The organism is Oceanithermus profundus DSM 14977 (genome assembly GCF_000183745.1).
GTDB lineage: Bacteria > Deinococcota > Deinococci > Deinococcales > Marinithermaceae > Oceanithermus > Oceanithermus profundus.
In genome coordinates this window covers 1,047,022-1,069,738 of record NC_014761.1, presented here as the reverse complement: position 1 = coordinate 1,069,738, position 22,717 = coordinate 1,047,022, and the positions used below count along the sequence as shown (strand labels likewise).

Genomic DNA, 22,717 nt, shown 5'->3' with positions numbered 1-22,717 from the left:
ACATACGTGACATTACTCTAACACACCGAAGAAGCGCCCCCACAAGCAGTCGTTCGATGGCGCGCGCCTTTTCCCGGGTTGCCTGGCCCTTGACACGCTCTCGCGGCGCGACTTAGGATGTGCACATAAGTTACAACGCGCTGTCATATGTGATTTCAGCGCAGACGCCCGGGAGGCCCCTACGCCATGGTGTTGAACGTAGACGCATCCAGACCGACCCGTCCCCTCCGGAGGAAACGGTGAGCGCGGCCCGCGCCTCCGCAGCCCCGGCCGACGCGCCGCCGCTGCTGCGCCTCCAGGGCGCCTGGAAGGTGTTTGCCGGCGTGCCCGTGCTGCGGGGAATCGACTTCGCGGTGGCCCACGGCGAGATCCACGCGCTTTTGGGTGGAAACGGCTCCGGCAAGTCCACCACGATGAAGATCATCTCGGGGGCCTACCCCCTCGACGCCGGCCGGCTCGAGCTGGAAGGACGTCCGGTGCGCCTGGACTCGCCCCGAGCCGCGCACGAACACGGCATCTACATGGTGCCGCAGGAACCCCACGTCTTCCCGCACCTCTCCGTCCTGGAAAACCTGGGAATCGGGCTGGGGCTCCCACCCGCGGAGCTCGCGGACAAGGTGGCGCCGCTGATCGAGGAGCTGGGCTTCGAGGTGAACCTGGACGAGCAGGGCGCCTTTCTGAGCATCGCCCAGCAGCAGCTGCTGGAGATTCTCCGGGGGCTCTTGCGGCGCGCGCGGCTGCTGATCTTCGACGAGCCCACCTCGGCCCTGACCTTCAGGGAGGCCGAGAGCCTGTTCCAGCGGATGCGCACCCTGGCCGGCCGCGGCATCGGCATCGTCTTCATCTCCCACCGCCTGGGCGAGGTGATGGAGGTGGCCGACCGCATCAGTGTGCTGCGCGACGGCCGCATGGTCCTCAGCGACCGGCGCGAACGCCTGACCCCCCACGACCTCATCGAGGCCATGGTGCCTCCCGGATCGGCGACGACCGGCGCCAAGCCGGCGGGGCGCGAAAAGCGAGCCCGCCGCGAGGGGGACCGCCCCCTGCTCGCGGTGCGGGGGCTGAGCAGCGAGGCCTTCGCGGACGTGAACCTGGAGGTCTATCCGGGCGAGGTCCTGGGCCTCGCTGGGCTGGTGGGGTCGGGCCGCACCGAACTGTGCGAAGCGATCGTGGGCATCGACCCGCACGCGCGCGGCGAGGTGCTCGTGCACGGCCGCCCCCTCACCCGCCGCTCGCCGGCGCTCTGCCGCGAGCAGGGCCTCGTCTATGTTCCCGAAGACCGCCACGCCCACGGCATCTTCCTCGAACTTCCCAGCGTCTACACGATGACCGCCGGCATCCTCGGCCGCCTCGGCCGGCTCTTCCTCGACACCCGCAGGGAGGCCGAGGTGGCCGACGGCTTCGTGCGCTCCCTGAACATCAAGCTGAGCAGCATGTGGCAGCCCGCGGGAACGCTCTCGGGGGGCAACCAGCAAAAGGTCGTGCTTGCAGGGGCGCTCGCGGCCGAGCCCAGGGTCGTCATCCTCGACGAACCCACGCGCGGCATCGACGCCTCCGCCCGCCAGGACGTCTACCGGCTGATCCGCTCGCTGACCGGCGCCGGGGTCGGGGTGCTGCTGATCTCCTCCGAGCTGGAGGAGGTGGTGGAGCTGAGCGACCGGGTGCTGGTGATGCACCGCGGCCGCGTCGTCGAGCACCTCGAGGGCGGGGCCCTCACCCTGGAGCGCGTCACCGCGGCCTCGTTCGGAATGGCGGAGGGGCGGCCATGAAGCATCTCGTGCGCAGCCGTGAAGCGCTGGTCACCCTGCTGCTCGTCCTCCTCGTCGTCGTCACCGGGCTGTTCAACCCCAACTTCTTCAAGGCGGCCTCGATCGTCGAGATCTTCAACGCCAGCCTCACCCTGGTGCTGATCGCCCTGGGCGAGATGTTCGTCATCCTCACCCGCGGCATCGACGTCTCGGTCGGCGCCACCGCGGGGCTGGCGGCGGTCGTGCTGGGCACGACGCTCAACCTGGGCTGGCCGGTGGGCGGCGCCGTCCTTGCGGCCGTGCTCGCCGGAACCCTGGCCGGCGCCCTCAACGCCTTCGGCGTGACCTTCCTGCGGGTGCCCCCCATCATCATGACCCTGGGCACCCTCGGCATCTATCGGGGGCTGATGCGCATCATCACCGGCGGCAGCTGGATCGAAAACCTGCCGCAGAGCATCAAGGAACCCAACCTCTGGGGCTTCCTGGGCGTCCCCTTCTTCGTCTGGATGACCCTGGCCCTGCTGGCGCTCACGGCGTTCGTCACCCTCAGGGTGCGCCTGGCCCGCTACTTCTACGCCGTGGGAGACAACGAGACGGGCGCCTACCTGCTGGGCCTTCCGGTCCGCTGGACCCAGTTCGCCGCCTACACCCTGGCGGGTACCTTCGCCGCCTTCGCCGCCGTCGTCTTCACCTCGCAGATCGGCTTCGTCTCCATGAACGCCGCCGACGGGTTCGAGCTCAAGGCCATCGCCGCCAACGTTCTGGGCGGCGTCAGCCTCACGGGCGGCGTGGGCACGCCCGTCGGGGCCGCGATCGGCGCGCTCTTCCTCACCGCGGTGCACAGCATGCTGATCTTCCTGGGCGTGCCGGGGATCTGGGACAACGCCTTCGCGGGGATCATCCTTCTCGTCGTCGTCTACGTCGACTACCGCGTTCGGAGCGCGCTCGAGCTGCAACGGCGTCAGGCCCGCATCCGCGGCGACGCAGGAGGTGGCGCATGAAGTGGACGCGCTACCTGCGCAGCTGGGAGTTCGCGCTCTTCGCGCTCCTGCTGCTCGAACTGGGCGTGCTGGGGCTGGTCAACCCCGTCTTCTTCAACCTCGAGAACCTGCTCTACTCGACCCTCGACTTCACCCACATCCTCTTCGCGGCACTGCCCCTGACCCTGGTCATCATCACCGCGGGCATCGACATCTCGGGCGTCTCGGTGATGGGGCTGGCCTCGATCACCCTGGGCCTCGTCTGGGTGGCCGGGGTGAACGTCTTCGCCGCGCTGGCGGTGGCCTTGCTGGTGGGGGTACTCGCCGGCGCCTTCAACGGCTTCTTCGTGTCCCGTACCGACGTCAACCCGCTCGTCATCACCCTCGGCACCCTTTTCATGTTCGCGGGCTTGGCCCAGGGCATGCCGGCGCTCCTCGACAAGCTGGGCTTCAAGGCCTACGGCTCGGCCGGCCTCGCCGCCTACCAGTACGAAGGCATCACCGGCCTGCCCGACGCCTTCATCGCCCTGACCGAGGGCAGCCTGGGCATCGTGCCCTACCCGTTCCTCGCCGTGCTGTTCTTCGCCTTCGTGCTTTCGCTGCTGCTCCACAAGACCCGCTTCGGCCGTTACCTCTACCTCATCGGCGTGAACCCCAAGGCCGCCACCTACAGCGGCGTCCCCATCCGCCGGGTGCTCGTCTGGGCCTACGTGCTCAGCGGATTCGGCGCGGCGCTGGCGGGGGTGATGCTGACCTCGTATTTCACCTCGGCGCGCGCCGACCTCGGGGGCGACGCCCTGCTGCCCATCATCACCGCGGTGGTGCTGGGCGGGGCCGACATCCTGGGCGGCAGCGGCACGATCCTGGGCACGCTGCTGGCGGGGATGATCCTGGGTTTCCTCCGCCAAGGGCTGCTGGCGCTGGGCGTGACCAACGACCTGATTCAGGTCGTGGTGGGCAGCCTGCTGATCCTGGCAATGGCGGCCAAGCAGCTGCTGCACGTCTACGGAGAGTACCGCCTGAAACGCAAGGCGCTTTCCTCGAGGGACGGGAGGTGATCGCCTGACCCAGCTAACGGCCCCAGGTCTTGGTTTCGCACAGGAGGTTGAACATGCGCAAGAAATTTTCGCTGGTTTTCGCGGCAGCACTGATCCTCGCTGCATTCGCAGGCACGGCTTTCGCCAAGGACGTCAAGATCGCCTTCATCCCCAAGCTCACCGGGGTGGGCTTCTTCGAGTCGGGGGGTAAGGGCGCCGTGGCGATGGGCAACATGCTCGGTATCAAGGTGAAGTACGACGGCCCCAGCACCGCGAGCGTCTCCGGCCAGATCGAATACATCAACAACTTCGTCAACCAGGGTTACGACGCCATCGCCATCTCCGCGCTCTCCCCCGACGGGCTGAACCAAGCGCTCAAGCGGGCGATGAAGAAGGGCGTCATCATCCTGACCTGGGACTCCGACGTCAACCCGCGCTACCGCACCTTCTACATCAGCCAGGGCACGGCCCAGCAGCTCGGCGAGCTGCTCGTCAAGATGGCCGCCGACCAGATGGACGACCCCAAGGGCAGCCCCAAGAAGGTGGCCTTCCACTATTCGAGCCCGACCGTGACCGATCAGAACCAGTGGGTCGTCGTCGCCAAGAAGGTGATCGCCGAGCAGTACCCCAACTGGGAGATCGTCGACACCGTCTTCAGCCACGAGGACGCGCAGAAGGCCGTGCAGGTCCCCACCGCGCTCTTCCAGGCGCACCCCGACCTGGACGCGGTGATCTGCCCCGACGCCAACGCGCTGCCCGGCACCGCCCAGGCCGCCGAGAACCTGGGCATCGCCGGCAAGGTGATCATCACCGGCTTCTCGACGCCCAACGTGATGCGCCCCTACGTCAAGCGCGGCACGGTCAAGGCCTTCGGCCTTTGGGACGTGGTCAAGCAGGGCAAGCTGGCCATCTACGTGGCCAACCTGCTCGTGCAGGGCAAGCAGCTGCACGTGGGCGACGAGTTCGACGTCCCCGACGTGGGCCACGTCAAGGTCTCGCCCAACTCGGTGCAGGGTTACGACTACCAGGGCGAGGTCAACAACGGAATCATCCTCCTGCCCGAACGCGTCGTCTTCACCATCGACAACATCGACGACTACGACTTCTAGCCCTCGTGCCCGGCCGGCTCGTGGCCGGCCGGGGTAGTCTGGAGGCGGCATGCGCCATCTTCTAGCCCTCGACGCCGGAACCGGCAGCGGGCGCGCGGTGCTCTTCGACGAGGAAGGCCGCCAGCTGGCCTCCGCCGGACGGGAGTGGACGCACCGCGAAGAACCCGGCCACCCCGGCTCGATGACCTTCGAGCGGGAACGCAACTGGGAACGGCTCGCCGACGCCGTACGCGAGGTGCTGGCGCAGGTTCCCGGGGCGAACGTGGCGGCCGTCAGCACCACGAGCATGCGTGAGGGCATCGTCCTCTACGACGAACAGGGGCGCGAACTCTGGGCCTGCGCCAACGTGGACGCGCGGGCGGTGCGGGAGGTGCGCGAACTGCGCGAGCGCGATCCCGAGCTCGAGCGCTGGGCCTACCTGCGCTCGGGGCAGACCTTCGCCCTGGGGGCGGCGCCGCGGCTGCTCTGGCTCGAGCGCCACGAGCCGGAGCTCTACGAACGGGCCGCCCGGCTCGCCATGCTCAGCGACTGGATCGCGGTGCGCCTGGGCGCGGAGATCGCCCTCGATCCCACGAACGGGGGCACCACGGGCCTCTTCGACCTCGCGACCCGCCGCTGGGACCCCGAGCTCTTCGACCGCCTCGGCATCAAACCGGCCTTCCAGGAGACGCCCGTTCGCGAAGTCGGCACCGTGATCGGGGAGGTCAGCCCCGAGGCCGCGGCCGCGACCGGCCTCGAGGTCGGGACGCCGATCGTGATGGGCGGCGGCGACGCCCAGCTGGGCACCGTCGGCCTGGGCGTGACGCGGCCCGGCGAGGGCGCGATCCTCGGGGGCTCCTTCTGGCAGCAGGAGGTCAACCTCGACGGGCCCAGGTCGGACGCGAGCGGCCGCATGCGCCTCAACTTCGCCCCCGACCCCGCCCAGTGGCAGGCCGAGGCCATCGTCTTCTTTCCCGGCATCGCGGCGCGCTGGTTCCGCGACGCCCTGGCCCCCGACCTCAAGGAGCGTGCGGCCCGCGAAGGGCGCGACGCCTACGCGCTGCTCGAGGAACTGGCGGCGACGGTGCCGCCGGGTTCACACGGCATCACCCCCATCCTCTCGGACGCGATGGACTACAGCCACTGGCGGCACGCGGCGCCCTCGTTCCTCAACTTTCCGCTCGACCCCGAGAAGGCCCACCGCGGCGCGTTCTTCCGGGCGCTTCAGGAGAACGCCGCGCTGGTCACCCGGGCCAACCTGGAGCGCATCGCGGCGCTGACCGGAGCCCCGCTCGCCTCCGCGGTCTTCGCGGGGGGCGCGGCCAAGGGACGGTTGTGGCCCCAGATCGTCGCCGACGTGCTGCAGATTCCGCTCAAGATCCCGGTGGTGAAGGAGGCCACCGCCCTCGGCGCGGCGATCGCGGCCGCCGTGGGCGTGGGGATCCACCGTAACCTGGAGGAGGGCGCGCGGGCCTGGGTGGCCTGGGAGCGCGAGGTCGAACCCGACCCGGCGCTGGCGGAGGTCTACGACGAGGCCTACCGGCGCTGGAAGGCGGCCTACCCCGCCCAGCTCGAGCTCGCCGACCGGGGCGTGACCCGATCCATGTGGCGCGCGCCCGGCGAGTAAGGAGGCAGGATCCACTTGAAGCCGTTCATCATTCACGAAGACGAGGTGGCCTACCGCTTCGACGGGGTCTCGGGGCCCAAGTACCTGCTGCGCGGCCCCCGATCCGACTTCGGCATGGTGGTCCTCATGCCCGGCGAGGACTTCCAGACCCACTACCACCGGGCGGTCGAGGAAAACTTCTTCACCCTCGAGGGCGAGGTGGAGATCTACATCAACGGGGAGCGCCACATCCTGCGACCCGGCGACCTCTGCCACGTCCCGCCGATGCACCCGCACTACCTGATCAACCGCGGGGCCACGCCCTGGAAGGCGATCTTCGTCAAGGCGCCTTACGACCCCAAGGACAAGGTCGACGTCGACTGGCTGCCCGGCCAGCCCTTTCCCGAGATCCGCTGATCCCCAAGCCGAACGCCGCCCCCGGTTCCGGGGGCGGCGGGTTCTGTACGGACGCGTTCAGATCTTGCGGGGGCGGGTCTCGCGGACGTCCAGCACCTTTTCGTCGGCGTTGCGCAGGCGGTCGACGACGGTGTCGAGCCCCTCGCCGGTGATGCGCAGGACGACGATGCGGTAGCCGTCGTGCCGGCCCGCGGTCGCCACCGAGACGATGTTGCTGGGCTTGACCGCTGCCCCGAGCCGCTCGAGCGCGCCGGGTTTGTCCTCGACGTCGAGGGTGACCCTGAGCCCCCCTTCGCGCATGCCCATCACCTCGATGAAGGCCTTGAGCACGTCCGTGATCGTGATGATCCCCACCAGCTTGCCCTCGCTGAGCACCGGCAGGCCGCCCACCTTGTACTCCTCCATCAGGAGGGCCGCCTCCTCCAGGGGCTCGTCGGCGTCCACCGTGATTACGGGCTTGGCCATGACCTCGGAGACCGTGAGCTTGGAGAGCAGGTAGTTGAGCTCCCAGACCGAGAGGGTCGTCGCCTTGGAGGGCATGGCGTCCTTGAGGTCCTTGTCCGTCACGATCCCCACCAGACGGTCGGCCTCGAGCACGGGCAGGCGCCGGTACCCCTGGTCCTTGAGCAGCTTGATGGCGTCGAGCACCGGGGTATCGGGGGTCACGGTACGGGGGTTGGGCGTCATCCAGTCGCGTACGAGCATGCGTTCCTCCTTCCCTACCATTCTATTACGTTTTACGATGCAGACGGCACTCTCACGGCCTGTTCACCGCCCCTGCGTAGACTCGTCTTGATGAAACGAACCGCCCTTGTATCCTTTGCGTTGCTCTTCGCGATGATCGGAGTGCTCGGCCTCAGCCAGAACAAGGAGATCCCCAGCCGCGTCGGCTACATCGACGCGCAGAAGGTGATCGAGGCCCACCCCAAGTACGACGAGATCAAGGCGCTGCGCACCCAGGCGGACGCCGAGCTGAAGCCCATCGCGGAGCAGCTGCGCGCCCTCGAGCCCAAGATCCGCGACGGCAGCGCCACCGCCAAGGAGCGCCAGGACTTCGACAACCTGCAGAAGGTCTACGCCGAAGCTTCCAAGAAGTGGCAGGACAAGATCAACGCCGCGCTCGCGCCGATCACCAAAGAGATCGACGCCACGATCGCCCGCGTGGCCGCCCAGAACGGCTTCGCCATGATCCTCAGCGCCAACGTCGCGGGGCAGTCGGGCCTCGTCGTCTACGCCTCCCCCGACATCGACGTTACCGATCTGGTCATCCGCGCCCTCTCGGCCCAGTAAGCCACCCCCCTCTCTCGGCCGGCCCGCCCGTCGGGCCGGCGAATTCTTGACCGGTAGAATACGAAGGTGGCGAGCAAGAAACCCAAGAAACCCCCGGCGAAGAAGCCGCGCCTGCAGCGCGGCGACCTCGAGGCCCTGGCGCTCGTGCTCCTCGCCGGTTCCTTCTTCCTCGCCGCCTCCTTCTACCCCGAGCCCCCGCTCTCCGGCGCCCTCGGTTCCGACCTGAAGCGGGCGGCGCTGCGCCACCTGGGGTACCTGACCTACCTGATCCCCCTGCCCCTGGCGGTGGCGGCGCTTGGCCTCCTCCTGGGGCGCCCCCTCAAGGGGCTGCTGCGGCACACCTTCTTCCTCTTCGCGGTCGGGGCCCTCGGTCTGCCGTTCGCGGCGGCGCTGGGTTCGGAGCTGTCGGGGGTCTGGGGCGCCCTCGCCTACCGCTGGTTGCACGCCCAGCTGGGAAACGCCGGCCTGTTGTTGCTCGCGCTCGCCGTCTGGGGGGTGATCGACCTCTGGACGGGGCGCCCCCCCTTCTCGGGCCTGGCGCGAAGCCTGCGCCGGGTGGCGCGCGCCGCGGCGCGGCTCTACGCGGCCTGGCGCGACCAGCGCGCCCGCCGCAAGGAATGGGGCCAGGTGCGGTTGCAGGCACGCGCCTTGCTGAACGAGGTGCGCACCCTGCTGGACCGCTATCCGGACCACGCGCTGCTGGGGGAGCTCAAGGCCGACCTCGAGCGCCTGGCCCGCCGCGGCACCCGCGAGGAAGCCGCCGAGGTCGCGCGCAGCCGCGAACTGCTCGCCGCCTTCATGGAACAGCGGGCGGCCGAGCTGCTGACCCGACTGCGTTCCGAGGCCCCGGACTGGATCGCCGAGGTGGAGGCGCTGGAGCGAACCCTGCGCCACCCGCTGCGCGCGAACGAGCCGCCGCTCTGGCGCGAACTCGACGAACGGCGCGCCGCCCTGCAGCTGGAGCTGGCGGCGATCAAGAAGCGCTACGCCGAGCTGGCCGCGGCCGTCGAGCAAGACCTGCGCGATCTGGAGGCCGACCCCGCAGCGCTTAGCCGCGTCGACCGACGCCGCGAGGAACGTGCCAAACGCTGGCGCGACCTGCGGGAGGCGCTCGACGAGGTGGCGGGCCGCGCCGAAGGCTGGAGCCGCTGGGTCGACTGGGCCGAGGCCAACCCGGCGGACTACCACCCGGCCGCGGCGCAGATCCTCAAAAGCGGCGGCCTCGTCGCCGCCCCGCCCCGCGTGGAGGACGAGGCGACCGAAGCCACGCCCCCGCCCGCCGCCCAACCCGCCGTCGTCGCCGCCGACCCGCCGGCGCCCCCCGGGCCGGCGCGCCCTTCGCCCAAACCCGTCGCCCCGAGCCGGGCGCCGGCGCTCCCCGCCTTCGAGCTGCTCGATCCGCCCGAACCGCGGCGTTCCGGAGGCAAGGAGCTGGAGGAGGAAGCGGCCCGGCGCGCCGAGATCATCAACGAGACCCTCTCCCACTTCAACCTCGCGGCGCGGGTGGTGGACTGGGCCCGAGGGCCCAGCGTCACCCGCTTCGAGGTCGAACCCGCGCCGGGCGAGAAGATCAGCCGCATCGCCGGCCTCGCCAACGACATCGCCCGGGCGCTCGCCGTCGGCTCGGTGCGCGTCGAGGCCCCGATCCCCGGCAAGCACGTGATCGGGCTCGAGGTCCCGAACGCCGATCGCGAGCTCGTCCGCTTCAGCGAGGCGCTGCGCCACCCCGCCTACCAGCGCAGCAAGGACCGCTTGCCGCTCATCCTGGGCAAGAGCATCGACGGCGAGATGTGGGTGCGCGACCTGGCCGTCATGCCCCATCTGCTCATCGCCGGTTCGACCGGGTCGGGCAAGTCGGTCTGCGTCAACACCCTGGTCATGAGCCTGCTCTACCGCTACCTGCCCAGCGAGCTCCGCCTCCTGATGATCGACCCCAAGATGGTCGAGCTGACGCCCTACGACGGCATCCCCCACCTGGTGCGGGGCGTCGTCACCAACCCCGCCGACGCCGCCGGGGTGCTCCTGGGCGCGGTGGCCCACATGGAGCGGCGGTACAAGATGATGAGCCAGGTGGGCGCCCGCAACCTCGAACAGTTCAACGCCAAGATGCGCGAGCTGGGCGAGCCCGAGCTGCCCCTGCTGGTCATCGTCATCGACGAGCTGGCCGACCTGATGATCACCAGCCCCAAGGAGGTGGAACAGGCCATCCTGCGCCTGGCGCAGATGGCCCGCGCCACCGGGATGCACCTGATCCTGGCCACCCAACGCCCCAGCGTGGACATCCTCACCAGCCTGATCAAGGTCAACGTCCCCGCCCGCATCGCCTTCGCCGTCTCCAGCAGCCACGACTCGCGCACCATCCTCGACAGCACCGGCGCCGAACGGCTGATCGGCCAAGGGGACATGCTCTTCCACCAGCCGGGCCTGCCCAAGCCCGTGCGCCTTCAGGGGCCCTTCCTCTCCGACCGCGAGATCCGCCGGGTCACCGAGTACCTGCGCGCGCAGGACTTCGAGGACGCCTTCGCCGAAGCCTACGGGGCCGACTTCGACGGCCCGCTGGCGCTGGGCGTGAACACCAACGCCGTGCAGGGCGAGCTGCCGCTCGACTTTTCCGACCCCTACCTGAAGCGCGCCGCCGAGATCGTCGTCGAGGAGGGGCAGGCCTCGGTCAGCCGCCTGCAGCGGCGGCTCTCGGTGGGGCACGCCCGCGCCGGCAAGTTGATGGACCTGCTCGAGGCGATGGGCATCGTCGGCCCCCACCAGGGCTCGAAGCCGCGCGAGGTCCTGATCACCGCCGACCAGATCGAAGAGTACTTCGGCTGAGCATGAACCCGCGTTAACCTGAGGCTCACCCCCGGGATCCCCGCGCCCCTTTAACCTGGGCGGCAAGGAGGGATCCATGTACACCGGACCGTTTACGCCGTACGAGGCCGCGCACCTGCTGCGCCGCGCCGCCGCCCGCGGCAAGCGCGAGGAGGCCGAAGCGCTCGCCGATGCCGGGCTCGAAGGGGCCGTGGAGCGGCTGCTGCAGCCCCCCGCTCCGGCGCCGGAACCCGCGTTCGAGCTCGACCCCAAGACGAACCGGGGCCAGGTGCACCGGGCGCTGGTGAAGCACTGGCTCCGGCACTGGCTCACCACCCCCACGCCCGCGGCGGAGCGGCTGGTGCTCTTCTGGAGCGGCCACTTCACCAGCGAGTTCCGGAAGGTCAAGCTGGGCAGCTTGGTCTGGCGCCAGAACCAGACCTTCCGCACCCTGGGGCCGGGACGCTTCCCCGAGCTGCTCGAGGCCGTGGCCCGCGACCCGGCGATGCTGGTCTACCTCGACAACGCCACCAGCCGCAAGGAACACCCCAACGAAAACTGGGGGCGGGAGCTGCTCGAGCTCTTCACCCTGGGCGAGGGGCAGTACGACGAAGCGGACGTTCAAGCGGCGGCGCGCGCCTTCACCGGCTGGTCCATCACGCCGCCCCGCAAGGCGCGCGCGGAAGGGCGCCCGATCGGCTTCGAGTTCCGCGCGCGCTGGCATGACGACGAACCCAAGACCTTTCTCGGGCAGACCGTCCGGGGCGGGGAGGAGGTGCTGCAGATCCTGGCCCGGCACCCCCGGACCTACCGCTTCCTCGCCGGAAAGTTCCTGCGCTTCTACCTCGCGCCCGACCCGCCCGCCGAGCTGGTCGAACGCGGCGCCGAGGTGCTGCAACTGGAGGGCAGCTACGGCCTGCTGCGCTGGCTCTTCACCCACGCGGCCTTCTACGCCCCCGAGGTCCGCAACGCCCTCGTCAAGTCGCCCGTCGAGTACCTGATCGGACTCCTCTACGTCGGCAAGGCGGTGCCCGAGCGCCTGCTCGCGCGGGCGCTCGTGGGCATGGGGCAGGTCCCCTTCCAGCCGCCCAACGTCGCCGGCTGGCCCCGGGGCGAGGCCTGGCTGGGGGACGCGGCGCTGCTGGTGCGGCTCAACCTGCTGCCGGCGGTGCTCGAAGAGGAGAGCGACCTTTCCGTTTTCATGGACGGCGCGGAGGACGCCTACGCCGCCGTACTGCCCCAGGGGCAGATGCTCTAGGAGGAAGCCATGAACCGCAGAGACTTCGTACAGCGCATGCTCACGACGCTCGCCGTGGGCGGGGCGGCGCCCTCGCTGCTGGCGCGCACCGCGATGGCCGCGGCCCCGGGCGAAAAGATCCTGGTCGTGGTGCAGCTTTCAGGGGGCAACGACGCCCTGAACACGCTCGTTCCCTATCGGGACGCGGGCTACCGCAAGGCCCGCCCCAACCTGGCCGTTCCCGCCAAGGAGGTGCTCGACCTGAACGGCGAGCTGGGACTGCACCCGTCCTTGCGGGGGCTGATGCCGTTCTGGGAACGGGGGCGCCTCGCGCTGATCCCCGCGGTGGGCTACCCGCAGCCCAGCCGCAGCCACTTCGTCTCCATGGCCATCTGGCACACCGCCGATCCCAGCCGCAGAAGTACGGAAGGCTGGCTGGGGCCCTGGCTCGACGAAGCCGAAGACCCCTTCTGCGCCGTCAACCTCGGCCTCTCCGCACCGCTCGCCCTGCGCGGCGAGTCCCGTCAGGGGGTGGCCGTGGGCGGCCTCGACGCCTTCCGCCTGCGCCTGCCGAAACCCGCCCTGGAGCGGTTCGAGCGGGGGCTGGCGCGCCCTGCGGAGGGTCCGCTCGAGCGCACCCGCGCCGCCATGGAGCGGCTGCTCGCCGACACCCGGCGCGTGCAGGCGCTGCGCGGCTACCGCCCGGAGGCCGCCTACCCGCGCGGCGCCTTCGGCGACGCCCTGCGCGACGTCGTGCGCATGATCGCGGGCGGGCTGGGCGCCCGGGTCTACTACGTCGCCTTGGGCGGCTTCGACACCCACGCCGACCAGCTGGGCCGTCAACCGGGCCTGCTCGAGCAGCTCGCGAGCGGCCTTGGCGCCTTCGCGCAGGACCTGAAGGCCCTGGGCCGCGAGGACGACGTGCTCGTCCTGGGGTTCAGCGAGTTCGGCCGCCGGGTGCAGGAAAACGCCTCCGGCGGCACCGACCACGGCAAGGCGGGGCTGATGTTCGCCCTGGGGCCGAACGCCGGCGGCCTCAAGGGCCCCGGCTACGACCTCGACGACCTCGACGCGGGCGACCTGCGCTACCGGGTGGACTTCCGCAGCGTCTACGCCGGCGCCGCGGCCTTCATCGGGGCGCGTCCGGAAGAGCTCTTCCCCGAACCGCAGCCCGTCCTGCGCCTCTCGGGTTAGCCGCCGCACCGGGGTAGGATGGGCGGGAGCCATGCGTTTTCGCGTACGGTACCGCCACCCCGCCCCACCCGACCGGCCCTCGCGCCTCTACCTGATGCTGCCCGCGGACCGGCCGGGTCAGCGCATCCACGACGCCCGGTTGTCCCGTCCGCCTCGGGAGCGCCGGACCAAGCCGGGGCGCGCCCTCGCCTGCTTCGAGCTGGAGCCGGCCTCGGAACTGACGCTCGATTTCGAGCTCGACGCGGTAGCGACGCCTGCGCCCCCCAGCGAGGACGCCCACCGCCCGCTGCAGGAGCTGATCGAGGAAGTCTACGCGCGTTTGCTCGAGGAAGGGTACCGGCTCGACGGCGGCGAGGACGCCGAACCGGGCGCGGCCGCGTTGACGCTGGCCTTGGGCGTCTTGCAGGCGGCGCGCGAACGCGGCTGGGGCGGAGAGGTCGTGCTCGGCCACCTGCTGCTCAGCGAACCCGCGCCCCACGCCTGGTGCCGGTTGCAAACGCCCGCAGGCGCGGTGGAATGCGACCCCTGGTTCCACCTGGTGCTGCAGGGCGTGCCCGACTACTGGTTGGCCTACGGCCTTGCGCCCCGGGCCGAGGACTACCTTTCGGGACACGAGGGGCGGCGCGTCGTCTGGGGCACCGCCCCGGTGCCCGCGAGCGCGCTTCCCTGTCTTGCGGACGCTGCGGAAGGGAGCGAAGACGGAGGCTTCTTCTATTTCTGGCCCGACGCCGTCTGGATCGGCGGGGCGGGGTTCCTTCCCCCGGCGAACCGGGAGCTGGCCGCGGTGGAGACCGGAACGGCCGCGGCCTTCAGGGGCGCGCTCGAGGCCTTTCGCGTCGCCGCCTTCGCGGGGCTTCTGCTCGTGGCCCTTGGCCTGGTGCAGCCGGGCGGCTGGACGTTGCTCGCCTACGCCAGCTACGCCGCGCTGCTCGCCCGGGTGCAGGGGCCCGCGTGGTGGCGGCTGCTGCAGCGCCCCAGCGCGCGTGAAACCGCCTTCGAGCCCCTGCTCTTTCACGCCGCTTTTCTGGCGGTGGTGGCGGGCTGGAGCACGGTGCTGCCCCAGACCCTTTTCGCGCTCACCTGGATCTACCGCCGCGCCCGCACGCTTTGGCAGGGCTACCGCGACGCCGGACGCCGCCCCGACCGGGCTTGAGGAGGCACGGGACCCGAGGCCGAAGCGCCCTTACCCCGACCACGGGAAAGGGCGGCCGCGGCCGCCCTTTCGTACGCAGCGGATGCCTTAGCCCAGCCTTTGCTTCACCAGCTCGACGATCTCGTCGATCGTGTCGGCCACGGGAATGTCCGCTTCGGCGAAGGCCTTGAGCTTGGACTCGGGGGTGCCCACGTCGCCCATGATGATGGCGCCCGCGTGCCCCATGCGCTTGCCCTTGGGGGCGCTGCGGCCGCCGATGAAGCCGACGACCGGCTTGGTCATGTGCTCCTTGACCCAGGCCGCGGCCTCCTCCTCGTCCGAACCGCCGATCTCGCCGATGACCACCACGGCCTCGGTCTCGGGGTCCTCGTTGAAGAGGGGCAGCAGGTCCTTGAAGGTGGTGCCGATGATGGGGTCGCCGCCGATGCCCACCGTGGTGGTGGTGCCCAGGCCGGCCTCGCTGAGCGCCGCGGCGGCCTCGTAGGTGAGGGTGCCCGAGCGCGAGATGAGCCCGACCCGGCCCTTCTTGAAGACGTGGCCCGGCATGATGCCCAGCTTGGACTCCTCGGCCGAGATGAGGCCCGGGCAGTTGCCGCCGATGAGGCGCACGCCCAGTTCCTTGATCTCCTTGACCGCGGCGACCATGTCGAGGGTGGGGATGCCCTCGGTGATCAGAACCACCAGGGGGACGCCCGCGTGGGCGGCCTCGAGCGCCGCGTCGGCGGCGGCCGCGGCCGGCACGAAGACGATGGAGGCGTCGATGCCGTGGTGGGCCACCGCCTCCTTGACGGTGTCGTAGACCGGCACGCCCAGGACCTCCTGGCCGCCCTTGCCGGGGGTCACGCCGGCGACGATCTTGGTGCCGTACTTCTGCATCTGTTCGGCGTGGAAACGCCCCTCGCGGCCGGTGATGCCCTGCACCAGCACGCGCGTGTCCTTGTTGATCAGGATGCTCACTTCGCGCCTCCCACCATGGTCACGATCGCCCCCGCCGCCTCGAGCGAGTTGGGGTAGAGGTAGATCGGCTTGCCTTCGAGGAGCTTCTTGGCCTCTTCCTCGGCGGTCCCGGCCACGCGCATGACCACCGGAACCTTGACGAGGCCTTCCTCCAGGGCCTGGATCACGCCCTTGGCCACCTCGTCGGCGCGGGTGATGCCCCCGAAGATGTTGATGAAGATGCCCTTCACGTCCGGGTCCTTGGCCACCAGCTTGACCGCGTTGTAGACGACCTCGGCCTTGGCGCCGCCGCCGATGTCGAGGAAGTTGGCGGGTTTGCCGCCGGCGCGGTTCACCAGGTCGAGGGTGTACATCACCAGCCCCGCACCGTTGCCGATCACGCCCACGTCGCCGTCGAGCTTGACGTAGGCGAAGCCGTAGTTGCTGGCCTCGATCTCGAGCGGGTGCTCGGCCTCGACCTCGCGCAGCTTGGCCAGGTCGGGGTGGCGGAAGAGGGCGTTGTCGTCCAGGTCGATCTTGGCGTCGGCGGCGATGATCTCGCCCTGCTCGGTGACGACCAGGGGGTTGATCTCGGCGAGCGAGGCGTCCACGCCCTTGAAGGCGTTGTAGAGCTGCACGATCACGTTCGCGAGCCGGTTGAGGTTGCCCTCGAGCCCCGCCTGCTTGACGACCTCGCGGGCCTCGAAGTGGCGCAGGCCCTTGTGCGGGTCGATGGGGTACTTGACGATGGCCTCGGGGTTGGTGCGGGCCACCTCCTCGATGTCCACGCCCCCCTCCTTGCTCACCATGAGGACGGCGCGCTGGCTCGAGCGGTCGATGATCAGGCCCGCGTAGTACTCACGAGCGATGTCCACGGCCTCGGCCACCAGGACCTTCTTCACCGTCAGGCCCTTGATGTCCATCCCCAGGATCTTTCCGGCGACCTCGCGCGCCTCCTCGGGCTGGGCTAGCTTGACGCCGCCGGCCTTGCCGCGACCGCCCACGTGGACCTGGGCCTTGATGACCACCTGCTTGCCGAAGTCCTTGGCGATGCGCTCGGCCTCTTCGGGGCCGTAGGCCACCTTGCCCGGAGGCACGGGTACGCCGTACTGGGCCAACAACTCTTTTGCTTGGAATTCGTGGAGTTTCAAAAGGCACCTCCCGTGCTGGATACCGCCGCGTGGCGGCCGCAGGTATTATAACCCGCACATTTTGCGTGGGGTCCGGGTTAAACGTCATACGGTAGACTGTTCGTGGAGGTCCCACATGGAGCGGAAACGGCTGGTGCGCAGCGAGCGCCATCGCCTGCTGGCGGGCGTCTGCGGCGGCCTGGCGGAGTACTTCGGCCTCGACGTCAACCTCGTCCGGCTCATCGCGCTCGTACTCGTCGTGGTGCAGCCCGTCTTCGCCTTGGTCTACCTGCTCCTCGTCTTCGTGCTGCCGCGGGAAGGCGAGGAGGAACGGCCCCTGGAAGCGCGCGTGAGCGAAGGCGTGCGCGAGATCGAGGAAGGCGTGCGCCGCATCACCGGGGAGAACGAGCCGTCCAAACTGCGGTTCTACGGGGGGCTGGCCCTCGTCGTCCTGGGCCTTTGGCTGCTGCTGGAAAACCTGGGGCTTTGGTGGATCGACGGGTCGCTGCTGGGGGCGTTGCTCCTGATCGCCCTCGGGGTCTACTTCCTGCTCCCCAAGGGAGGCCGGGGTTGACGCTGGGTTGGATCCTGATCGCGGTCGGGTTGGCCTGGCTGCTGGCCGATCTCGGCTACCTGCCGGGCGCCGCTCTGGAGCTCTGGCGCCTCTGGCCCCTGCTGCTCGTCGCCCTGGGCCTGGAGCTGCTCTTCGGACGCGACCCCAAGGGGCGGCGGCTGTCGGCCCTCGTGCTCTTCGGTCTGCTGCTCGCCGCGGGGTTCTGGCTCGCCTTCGGCCCGCCGCCTTCCGGCCCGTTCGTTCGCGAGTCCCTGCGGGTGCCGCTCGCTGCGGGGCTGCAGACCGCCAGCCTGCGCCTCGACACCCCCGTGGCGCGGCTCGAGCTCTCCGCCCTCCCCGCGGACGCCGAAACCCTGCTCGATGCCGAACTGGAACGCCTCCCCCGGCAACGAATCCTCCTCGAAAGGAAGCGCCGGCGCGAACGGATGGAGCTGCGCCTTCGCAGCGAAGGCCGCAACCTGCGGCTGCAGGGGCGGGCGCCGCTGTGGAAGCTGGGGCTGCATCCGGCCGTGCGCTACGACCTGGACCTGCGGCTGGGGGTGGGCCAGGGCAGGCTCGATCTGCGGGGGTTGGAGCTCGAGGGGCTGGCGATCCGCGCGGGCGTGGGCGACCTGACGGTCTTCTTCCCCGCGAAGGGGGGCTACGAGGCCCGCGTGGAAGGGGGCGTGGGGCGGTTGACCCTGCTCCTGCCCCCCGGACTCCCGGTGGAACTCGAAGTCGAAAAGGGCATCGGCGGGGTCGCGGTCAGCGGGCTGGGGGGCGGCGGGCGCCGCTGGTCCTCCGGCGGCTCCGGGCCGCCGCTGCGGCTCGCGGTCGAAGCCGGCGTGGGGCAGGTGGAGGTCCGGGTGCTGGAGGCCGCGCCTTACCCCGAGGGCGACTGACCTTCGCCGGACTCCGCCTCGGTCTGCAAACGGGCGAAGACGAGGCGGCCGACCTGGGTCTGGATCGTCTGGGTGATGACGACCTTGACCTTGCGGCCGCGGTGCTGGGCGGCGTGGTCGACGACGACCATGGTGCCGTCCTCCAGGTAGCCCACCCCCTGCCCCGGTTCGCGCCCGGGTTTGATGATCTCGAGCTCGACGCGGTCGCCGGGGCGGTACTGGGTGCGCAGCGCGATCGAAAGCGCCTGCACGCTGAGCACCTTGACGTCGTAGATGCGCGCCAGCTGAACCATGGCGGCGTCGTTGGTCACCAGGGCCATGCCGCGGGCGCGGCAGAGGTCGAGCAGCTTGTCGTCGGTCAGCTCCTGCCGGCCCACCTCGTCGTCGATGACCTCCAGCGGCACGGTGCCGCGGAGGCGCTCCAGGGTTTCCAGCCCCCGCCGCCCCTTGCCGCGGCGTACGGGGTCTTCCTGGTCTGCGAGCAGCTGCAGCTCGCGCAGAATGAAGCGCGGCACCCACAAAGGGCCTTCGAGCCAGCCCAGCTCGGCCATCTCGGCGATGCGGCCGTCGATCAGGACCGAGGAGTCGAGCGCCTTGCCGCCCAGGTCGAGCGGGGCGGAGGCGCCGCCGCGGGGACGGAAGAAGTGCATGTTGCGCACGGCCACGAAGCTGAACACCAGGACGAGGACCAGGGCGATGCCCAGGGAGTGGTACCAGGCGAAGCCGGGAACGCTCGAGAGCAGCGTGGTCAGGAGGACGGCCGCCAGCAACGCGAGGACGCTCGCCGCGGTCACCGCCAGCGGCAGCTCCGGCGGCAGGCGGCGCCAGCCCTCTTCCAGCCGGGCGAGGCCGCGCAGGATCCCGTGCTCGAGCCGCGGCGCCAGCAGCAGTCCGAGCAGCGCCCCGACGACGGTGAGGTAGATCAGGTTGATGGGGCTGGAGAGGAGGCCGCGCTCGTCGAGCCAGACCCCGAACTCGAACCCCAGGTAGGTGAAGATCGCGAGCAGGGCGACGCGCAGGGGCTTCATGCCAGGGCCTCCCGCACGGCCTGCTCGACGGTCGGGAGCGCCCCCGGACCCAGTACGCGTTCGAAGCCGGCGCGCCGCCCTTCACGCAGCCGCGCCTCCAGGAGCGTGACGGAGCGGACCTCGCCGGCCAGGCCCACCTCGCCCACGGCGGCGGTCTGGGGGTGCACCGGGCGGCCCATGACCGCAGAATACACGGCGAGGGCCACGGCCAGGTCGAGGCCCGGGTCGCTCACGCGCAGGCCGCCGGCCAGGTTGACGTAGACGTCGAGGTGGCCCAGCTTGAGGCCGAGCCGCCGTTCCAGCACCGCCAGCACCACGTCCACGCGCCGCGGGTCGAGCCCCTGGGCCACGCGCTTGGGCGCGGCGTAGGGGCTCTTGGCGGCGAGCGCCTGGACCTCGAGCGCGATCACCCGCTCGCCGTAGAGGGCGAGGCCCACGGTGGAGCCCGGCACCCCGAGCGGCCGCTCGGCCAGGAAGGCCTCGGAAGGGTTGGCCACCTCCACCAGGCCGGCGTGCTCCATCCGGAAGACGCCCACCTCGCCCACCGGCCCGAAGCGGTTCTTCGCCGAGCGCAGCACCCGAAAGACCCCGGCCGTCTCCAGGTAGAGCGTCGCGTCCACCACGTGTTCGATGACCTTGGGACCGGCGACGGTCCCCTCCTTGGTAACGTGACCGACGAGCACCAGCGTGCCGCCGGAGGCCTTGGCCCAGCGAACCAGGGCCTGGGTGGCGTTGCGCACCGCGACCAGGGAGCCGGGCACGCCCTCGGACTCGAGGGTCTGGATCGAGTCGACGACGACCAGGTCGGGAGCGTGAGCGTCCAGCCCCGCCAGCACCGCGTCCAGCCGGGTGTCGCGCATCAGCTCGAGGCGGGGGCTCACCCCCAGGCGCTCGGCGCGCAGCTTGACCTGCTGCGGCGACTCTTCACCGGCCACGTAGACGACGCGCTTGCCGCTCTTCAGCACCCGGTCGGCGACCTGCAGCAGCAGGGTGCTCTTCCCCACCCCGGGCTCGCCGCCGATCAGCAGCGCCGCGCCGGGGACGAACCCGCCGCCGAGGACGCGGTCCACCTCTTCGCTCCCGCTCGAATACCGCGGCAGCGCCTCCGCGTCGACCTCGGCGAGCGGCAGGACCCCTGCGGGCGGCGCGGCCTCGGACCCGCCCCCATCCGACCGCTCCTCGAGGAAGCTGCCCCAGGCGCCGCAGCCGGGGCAGCGCCCCAGCGACTTGGGGGCGCGGTAGCCGCACTCGACGCAGCGGTACTGGCTCTTCGGCTTGGCCATGCCCACCTCAAAGCAGACCGCCGCACCGTGCGGCGGTCTCGATCGCTTGCGGCTTCATCGGTTAGACGAGGCTGACTTCGCCGGCTTCGAAGAAGAGCTCGCCCTCGCGCAGGAGGACCCGCAGCCGCTGGCCGGGGTGTTCGAGCAGCGCGATGGAAAGCGGGTCTTCGACCTTGTCGCGGATGATGCCGCGGAGGATCCGGGCCGAACCCAGCTGGGAGGCCTGCTGCACCACCCATTCGGCGACGCTTTCGTCGAAGCGCACCTCGACCTCGCGGCTCGCGAGTTCCTCGGCGATCTCGTCGAGCATGAAGCCCGCCACCTTGACCAGGTCCTCGCGCGCGAGCGGGCCGAAGCGGATGACCTCGTCCAGTCGGTCGAGGAACTCGGGGGTGAAGAGCGCCTTGAGCGGCGACTCGCTGTCGACCTCGGTTTCGGTGAAGCCGATGGCCGGACCGACGTTGAAGCCGGTGTTCGAGGTCATGATCAGGATGACGCGGCGGAAGTCGACGGTGCGGCCGAGGCCGTCGGTGAGGCGGCCGTCGTCGAGCACCTGCAGGAAGGCGCCGTAGACGTCGGGGTGGGCCTTCTCGATCTCGTCGAGGAGGACGACGCTGAAGGGCTGGCGCCGCACCGCTTCGGTGAGGCGGCCGCCCTGCTCGTAGCCGACGTAGCCCGGAGGCGCGCCGATCAGCTTGGAGATCGAGTGCGGCTCCTGGAACTCGGACATGTCGAAGCGGATGAGCGCGCGCTCGCTGCCGAACAGCGTCTCGGCCAGCGCCTTGGCCAGCTGGGTCTTGCCGACGCCGCTGGGCCCGACGAAGAGGAAGCTCGCGGTCACCCGGGCGCGGCCGCCCAGCCCCACCCGGGCGCGCCGCAGCGCCGAGGCCAGGGCGCGCACCGCCTGGTCCTGGCCGACGACCTTCTCGCGCAGGCGCGCTTCGAGCTCGAGCAGGTTCTCCTCTTCGGACTCGTCCACGTAGACGCCGCCCCAGGAGTCCACCACCGTCTCCAGGTCCTCGCGGGTGACGACCGGGGTGTCGTCCTCGTCGGTGGCCACCGGCAGGCCGAGCGAGGCGTTCAGGCGCACGCGGCTCGCCGCCTCGTCGATCAGGTCGATGGCCTTGTCGGGGAAGTTGCGCCCCGGAAGGCCGCGCACACCGATGCGCACCGAGGCCTTGAGGATCTCGTCGGGGATGATGACGCCGTGGTGCGCTTCGTAGCGCGGACGCAGGCCCTTGAGGATCTCGAGCGTCTCCTCGGGGTTGGGCTCGAGCACGATCACCGGCTGGAAGCGGCGTTCGAGGGCCGCGTCCTTCTCGACGTAACGGTGGTACTCGCCGGTCGTGGTCGCGCCGATGAGCTGGATCTCGCCGCGCGAGAGCGGCGGCTTCATGATGTTGGCCGCGTCCAGCGTGCCCTCGGCGCCGCCGGCGCCGATGAGGGTGTGCAGCTCGTCCATGAAGGCGATGATCTTGCCGTTCTTGAGCTCTTCGATGATCTGGCGCAGGCGCTCTTCGAACTCGCCGCGGTACTTGGTGCCCGCGACCACCCCGGCCAGGTCGAGGCTGACCACGCGGGCCCCCTGCAGCACCGGGGGCACCCGGCCCTCGACGATCGCCTGGGCCAGCCCCTCGACGATCGCCGTCTTGCCCACGCCGGGATCGCCCACCAGCACGGGGTTGTTCTTGGTGCGCCGCGCCAGGATCTGGATGACGCGGTTGATCTCGTCCACCCGGCCGATGACCGGGTCGAGCTTGCCCTCGCGGGCGTCCTTGGTGAGGTCGCGCGCGTACTCGTCGAGGAAGGGCGTCTGCGCGGCCTTCTCCTGGGTGGCTTCTTCGCCGCCGGCCATGATGCGCCAGCGGATCGTGTCCACGTCCTTGGCGAAGTGGCTGAGGATGCGGTAAGCGACGCCGTCGCCCTCGCGGATGATGCCGAGGAGGATGTGTTCGGTCCCGATGGCCGGGGAACTCATGTTGCGGGCCTCGGCGCCGGCCAGCTCCATCACCCGACGCGCGCGCGGGGTGATGGCCGGGGGCTCGCCGGAGCGGCTCCCCTCGCCGCGGCCCACCAGCTCTTCCACCATGCGACGCATGGCCTCCAGGTTGGCCCCGTATTCGGCCAGGATGCGGGCCGCGGTGCCGCCCTCACGCATGAGGCCGAGCAATAGGTGTTCCGGCCCGATCATCGAGTGGCCCAGGCGGCTCCCCTCTTCGCGGGCGTAGTGGAACACCAGGCGTGCACGGTCGTCGTATCGGTTCAAGGCGAAAACTCCTTTCTACTCCATGCCTTGAAGACTTCTTGCCTACAGGCTTCCCGCGTTTCGTACG

Annotated in this window: 19 protein-coding genes; 13 read left to right on the top strand and 6 right to left on the bottom strand. The window is 70.4% G+C overall.

Features of this window, described 5'->3' with window-relative positions; all coding sequences use genetic code 11:
- Positions 1-239: 239 nt before the first annotated feature.
- Genes OCEPR_RS05225 through OCEPR_RS05200 form a run of 6 tightly spaced genes read left to right on the top strand, consistent with a single transcriptional unit; the run spans position 240 to position 6,876 of the window.
- A complete protein-coding gene (locus OCEPR_RS05225; protein ID WP_013457666.1) occupies positions 240-1,769 on the top strand; it encodes a sugar ABC transporter ATP-binding protein in 1,530 nt (509 codons plus the stop codon).
- Positions 1,766-2,749: an ABC transporter permease subunit gene (locus tag OCEPR_RS05220; protein WP_013457665.1), complete on the top strand. Its 984-nt coding sequence runs from the start codon at positions 1,766-1,768 to the stop codon at positions 2,747-2,749. Before OCEPR_RS05225 ends, OCEPR_RS05220 begins: the two co-directional genes overlap by 4 nt.
- Positions 2,746-3,786: an ABC transporter permease gene (locus OCEPR_RS05215; RefSeq protein ID WP_013457664.1), complete on the top strand. Its 1,041-nt coding sequence runs from the start codon at positions 2,746-2,748 to the stop codon at positions 3,784-3,786. Before OCEPR_RS05220 ends, OCEPR_RS05215 begins: the two co-directional genes overlap by 4 nt.
- A gap of 53 nt (positions 3,787-3,839) precedes the next feature.
- Entirely contained in the window at positions 3,840-4,874 is a 1,035-nt protein-coding gene (lsrB, locus tag OCEPR_RS05210) for an autoinducer 2 ABC transporter substrate-binding protein LsrB (protein WP_013457663.1), read from the top strand.
- Positions 4,875-4,923: 49 nt separating this feature from the next.
- On the top strand, positions 4,924-6,480 hold the full coding sequence (gene lsrK, locus OCEPR_RS05205; protein ID WP_013457662.1) for an autoinducer-2 kinase: 1,557 nt from the start codon (positions 4,924-4,926) through the stop codon (positions 6,478-6,480).
- A gap of 15 nt (positions 6,481-6,495) precedes the next feature.
- Positions 6,496-6,876, top strand: coding sequence for a cupin domain-containing protein (locus OCEPR_RS05200; protein WP_013457661.1), 381 nt, complete (start codon positions 6,496-6,498; stop codon positions 6,874-6,876).
- A gap of 57 nt (positions 6,877-6,933) precedes the next feature.
- On the opposite strand, the gene OCEPR_RS05195 is transcribed toward OCEPR_RS05200, so the two are convergent.
- On the bottom strand, positions 6,934-7,581 hold the full coding sequence (locus OCEPR_RS05195; RefSeq protein WP_013457660.1) for a CBS and ACT domain-containing protein: 648 nt from the start codon (positions 7,579-7,581) through the stop codon (positions 6,934-6,936).
- A gap of 90 nt (positions 7,582-7,671) precedes the next feature.
- On the opposite strand from OCEPR_RS05195, the gene OCEPR_RS05190 reads away from it, so the two are divergent.
- The 5 genes from OCEPR_RS05190 to OCEPR_RS05170 all read left to right on the top strand — a co-directional run bounded on the left by OCEPR_RS05190 (position 7,672) and on the right by OCEPR_RS05170 (position 14,552).
- Entirely contained in the window at positions 7,672-8,166 is a 495-nt protein-coding gene (locus tag OCEPR_RS05190) for an OmpH/Skp family outer membrane protein (protein ID WP_013457659.1), read from the top strand.
- 66 nt (positions 8,167-8,232) lie between these two features.
- Complete coding sequence (locus OCEPR_RS05185) at positions 8,233-10,989, top strand: DNA translocase FtsK (RefSeq protein WP_013457658.1); 2,757 nt, start codon at positions 8,233-8,235, stop codon at positions 10,987-10,989.
- Positions 10,990-11,065: 76 nt separating this feature from the next.
- Entirely contained in the window at positions 11,066-12,226 is a 1,161-nt protein-coding gene (locus OCEPR_RS05180; RefSeq protein WP_013457657.1) for a DUF1800 domain-containing protein, read from the top strand.
- A gap of 9 nt (positions 12,227-12,235) precedes the next feature.
- Positions 12,236-13,399: a DUF1501 domain-containing protein gene (locus OCEPR_RS05175; protein ID WP_013457656.1), complete on the top strand. Its 1,164-nt coding sequence runs from the start codon at positions 12,236-12,238 to the stop codon at positions 13,397-13,399.
- A gap of 31 nt (positions 13,400-13,430) precedes the next feature.
- The gene (locus tag OCEPR_RS05170) at positions 13,431-14,552 is read left to right on the top strand and encodes a hypothetical protein (RefSeq protein ID WP_013457655.1); all 1,122 of its coding nucleotides are present in this window, start codon (positions 13,431-13,433) and stop codon (positions 14,550-14,552) included.
- 87 nt (positions 14,553-14,639) lie between these two features.
- On the opposite strand, the gene sucD is transcribed toward OCEPR_RS05170, so the two are convergent.
- Positions 14,640-15,509, bottom strand: coding sequence for a succinate--CoA ligase subunit alpha (sucD, locus tag OCEPR_RS05165; RefSeq protein ID WP_013457654.1), 870 nt, complete (start codon positions 15,507-15,509; stop codon positions 14,640-14,642).
- A complete protein-coding gene (gene sucC / locus OCEPR_RS05160; RefSeq protein WP_013457653.1) occupies positions 15,506-16,639 on the bottom strand; it encodes an ADP-forming succinate--CoA ligase subunit beta in 1,134 nt (377 codons plus the stop codon). Before sucC ends, sucD begins: the two co-directional genes overlap by 4 nt.
- Positions 16,640-16,754: 115 nt before the next feature.
- Between sucC and OCEPR_RS05155 the strand changes: the two genes are divergently transcribed.
- Positions 16,755-17,192 (top strand): PspC domain-containing protein, encoded by a 438-nt coding sequence (locus tag OCEPR_RS05155; RefSeq protein ID WP_013457652.1) that lies wholly within the window; start codon positions 16,755-16,757, stop codon positions 17,190-17,192.
- Positions 17,189-18,073 (top strand): LiaI-LiaF-like domain-containing protein, encoded by an 885-nt coding sequence (locus OCEPR_RS12270; protein WP_013457651.1) that lies wholly within the window; start codon positions 17,189-17,191, stop codon positions 18,071-18,073. Before OCEPR_RS05155 ends, OCEPR_RS12270 begins: the two co-directional genes overlap by 4 nt.
- Here the strand turns inward: OCEPR_RS12270 and OCEPR_RS05145 are convergent.
- The 3 genes from OCEPR_RS05145 to OCEPR_RS05135 all read right to left on the bottom strand — a co-directional run bounded on the left by OCEPR_RS05145 (position 18,055) and on the right by OCEPR_RS05135 (position 22,650).
- Positions 18,055-19,101 carry a PIN/TRAM domain-containing protein gene (locus OCEPR_RS05145; protein ID WP_013457650.1) on the bottom strand — a complete coding sequence of 349 codons (1,047 nt, stop codon included), beginning with the start codon at positions 19,099-19,101 and terminating at the stop codon, positions 18,055-18,057. The two genes, OCEPR_RS12270 and OCEPR_RS05145, sit on opposite strands and share 19 nt — an antisense overlap.
- A complete protein-coding gene (gene radA / locus OCEPR_RS05140) occupies positions 19,098-20,384 on the bottom strand; it encodes a DNA repair protein RadA (protein WP_013457649.1) in 1,287 nt (428 codons plus the stop codon). Before radA ends, OCEPR_RS05145 begins: the two co-directional genes overlap by 4 nt.
- Positions 20,385-20,445: 61 nt before the next feature.
- The gene (locus tag OCEPR_RS05135) at positions 20,446-22,650 is read right to left on the bottom strand and encodes an ATP-dependent Clp protease ATP-binding subunit (RefSeq protein ID WP_013457648.1); all 2,205 of its coding nucleotides are present in this window, start codon (positions 22,648-22,650) and stop codon (positions 20,446-20,448) included.
- Between the last annotated feature and the right edge of the window lie 67 nt (positions 22,651-22,717).

What these genes read in the sequence shown, in the direction of transcription:
- OCEPR_RS05190 (WP_013457659.1), top strand. Translation starts at nt 7,672, where the DNA reads ATGAAACGAACCGCCCTTGTATCCTTTGCGTTGCTCTTCGCGATGATC.
- OCEPR_RS05215 (WP_013457664.1), top strand. Translation starts at nt 2,746, where the DNA reads ATGAAGTGGACGCGCTACCTGCGCAGCTGGGAGTTCGCGCTCTTCGCG.
- OCEPR_RS05180 (WP_013457657.1), top strand. Translation starts at nt 11,066, where the DNA reads ATGTACACCGGACCGTTTACGCCGTACGAGGCCGCGCACCTGCTGCGC.
- OCEPR_RS05195 (WP_013457660.1), bottom strand. Translation starts at nt 7,581, where the DNA reads ATGCTCGTACGCGACTGGATGACGCCCAACCCCCGTACCGTGACCCCC.
- OCEPR_RS05175 (WP_013457656.1), top strand. Translation starts at nt 12,236, where the DNA reads ATGAACCGCAGAGACTTCGTACAGCGCATGCTCACGACGCTCGCCGTG.
- OCEPR_RS05220 (WP_013457665.1), top strand. Translation starts at nt 1,766, where the DNA reads ATGAAGCATCTCGTGCGCAGCCGTGAAGCGCTGGTCACCCTGCTGCTC.
- OCEPR_RS05155 (WP_013457652.1), top strand. Translation starts at nt 16,755, where the DNA reads ATGGAGCGGAAACGGCTGGTGCGCAGCGAGCGCCATCGCCTGCTGGCG.
- OCEPR_RS05145 (WP_013457650.1), bottom strand. Translation starts at nt 19,101, where the DNA reads ATGAAGCCCCTGCGCGTCGCCCTGCTCGCGATCTTCACCTACCTGGGG.
- radA (WP_013457649.1), bottom strand. Translation starts at nt 20,384, where the DNA reads ATGGCCAAGCCGAAGAGCCAGTACCGCTGCGTCGAGTGCGGCTACCGC.
- lsrK (WP_013457662.1), top strand. Translation starts at nt 4,924, where the DNA reads ATGCGCCATCTTCTAGCCCTCGACGCCGGAACCGGCAGCGGGCGCGCG.
- lsrB (WP_013457663.1), top strand. Translation starts at nt 3,840, where the DNA reads ATGCGCAAGAAATTTTCGCTGGTTTTCGCGGCAGCACTGATCCTCGCT.
- OCEPR_RS05170 (WP_013457655.1), top strand. Translation starts at nt 13,431, where the DNA reads ATGCGTTTTCGCGTACGGTACCGCCACCCCGCCCCACCCGACCGGCCC.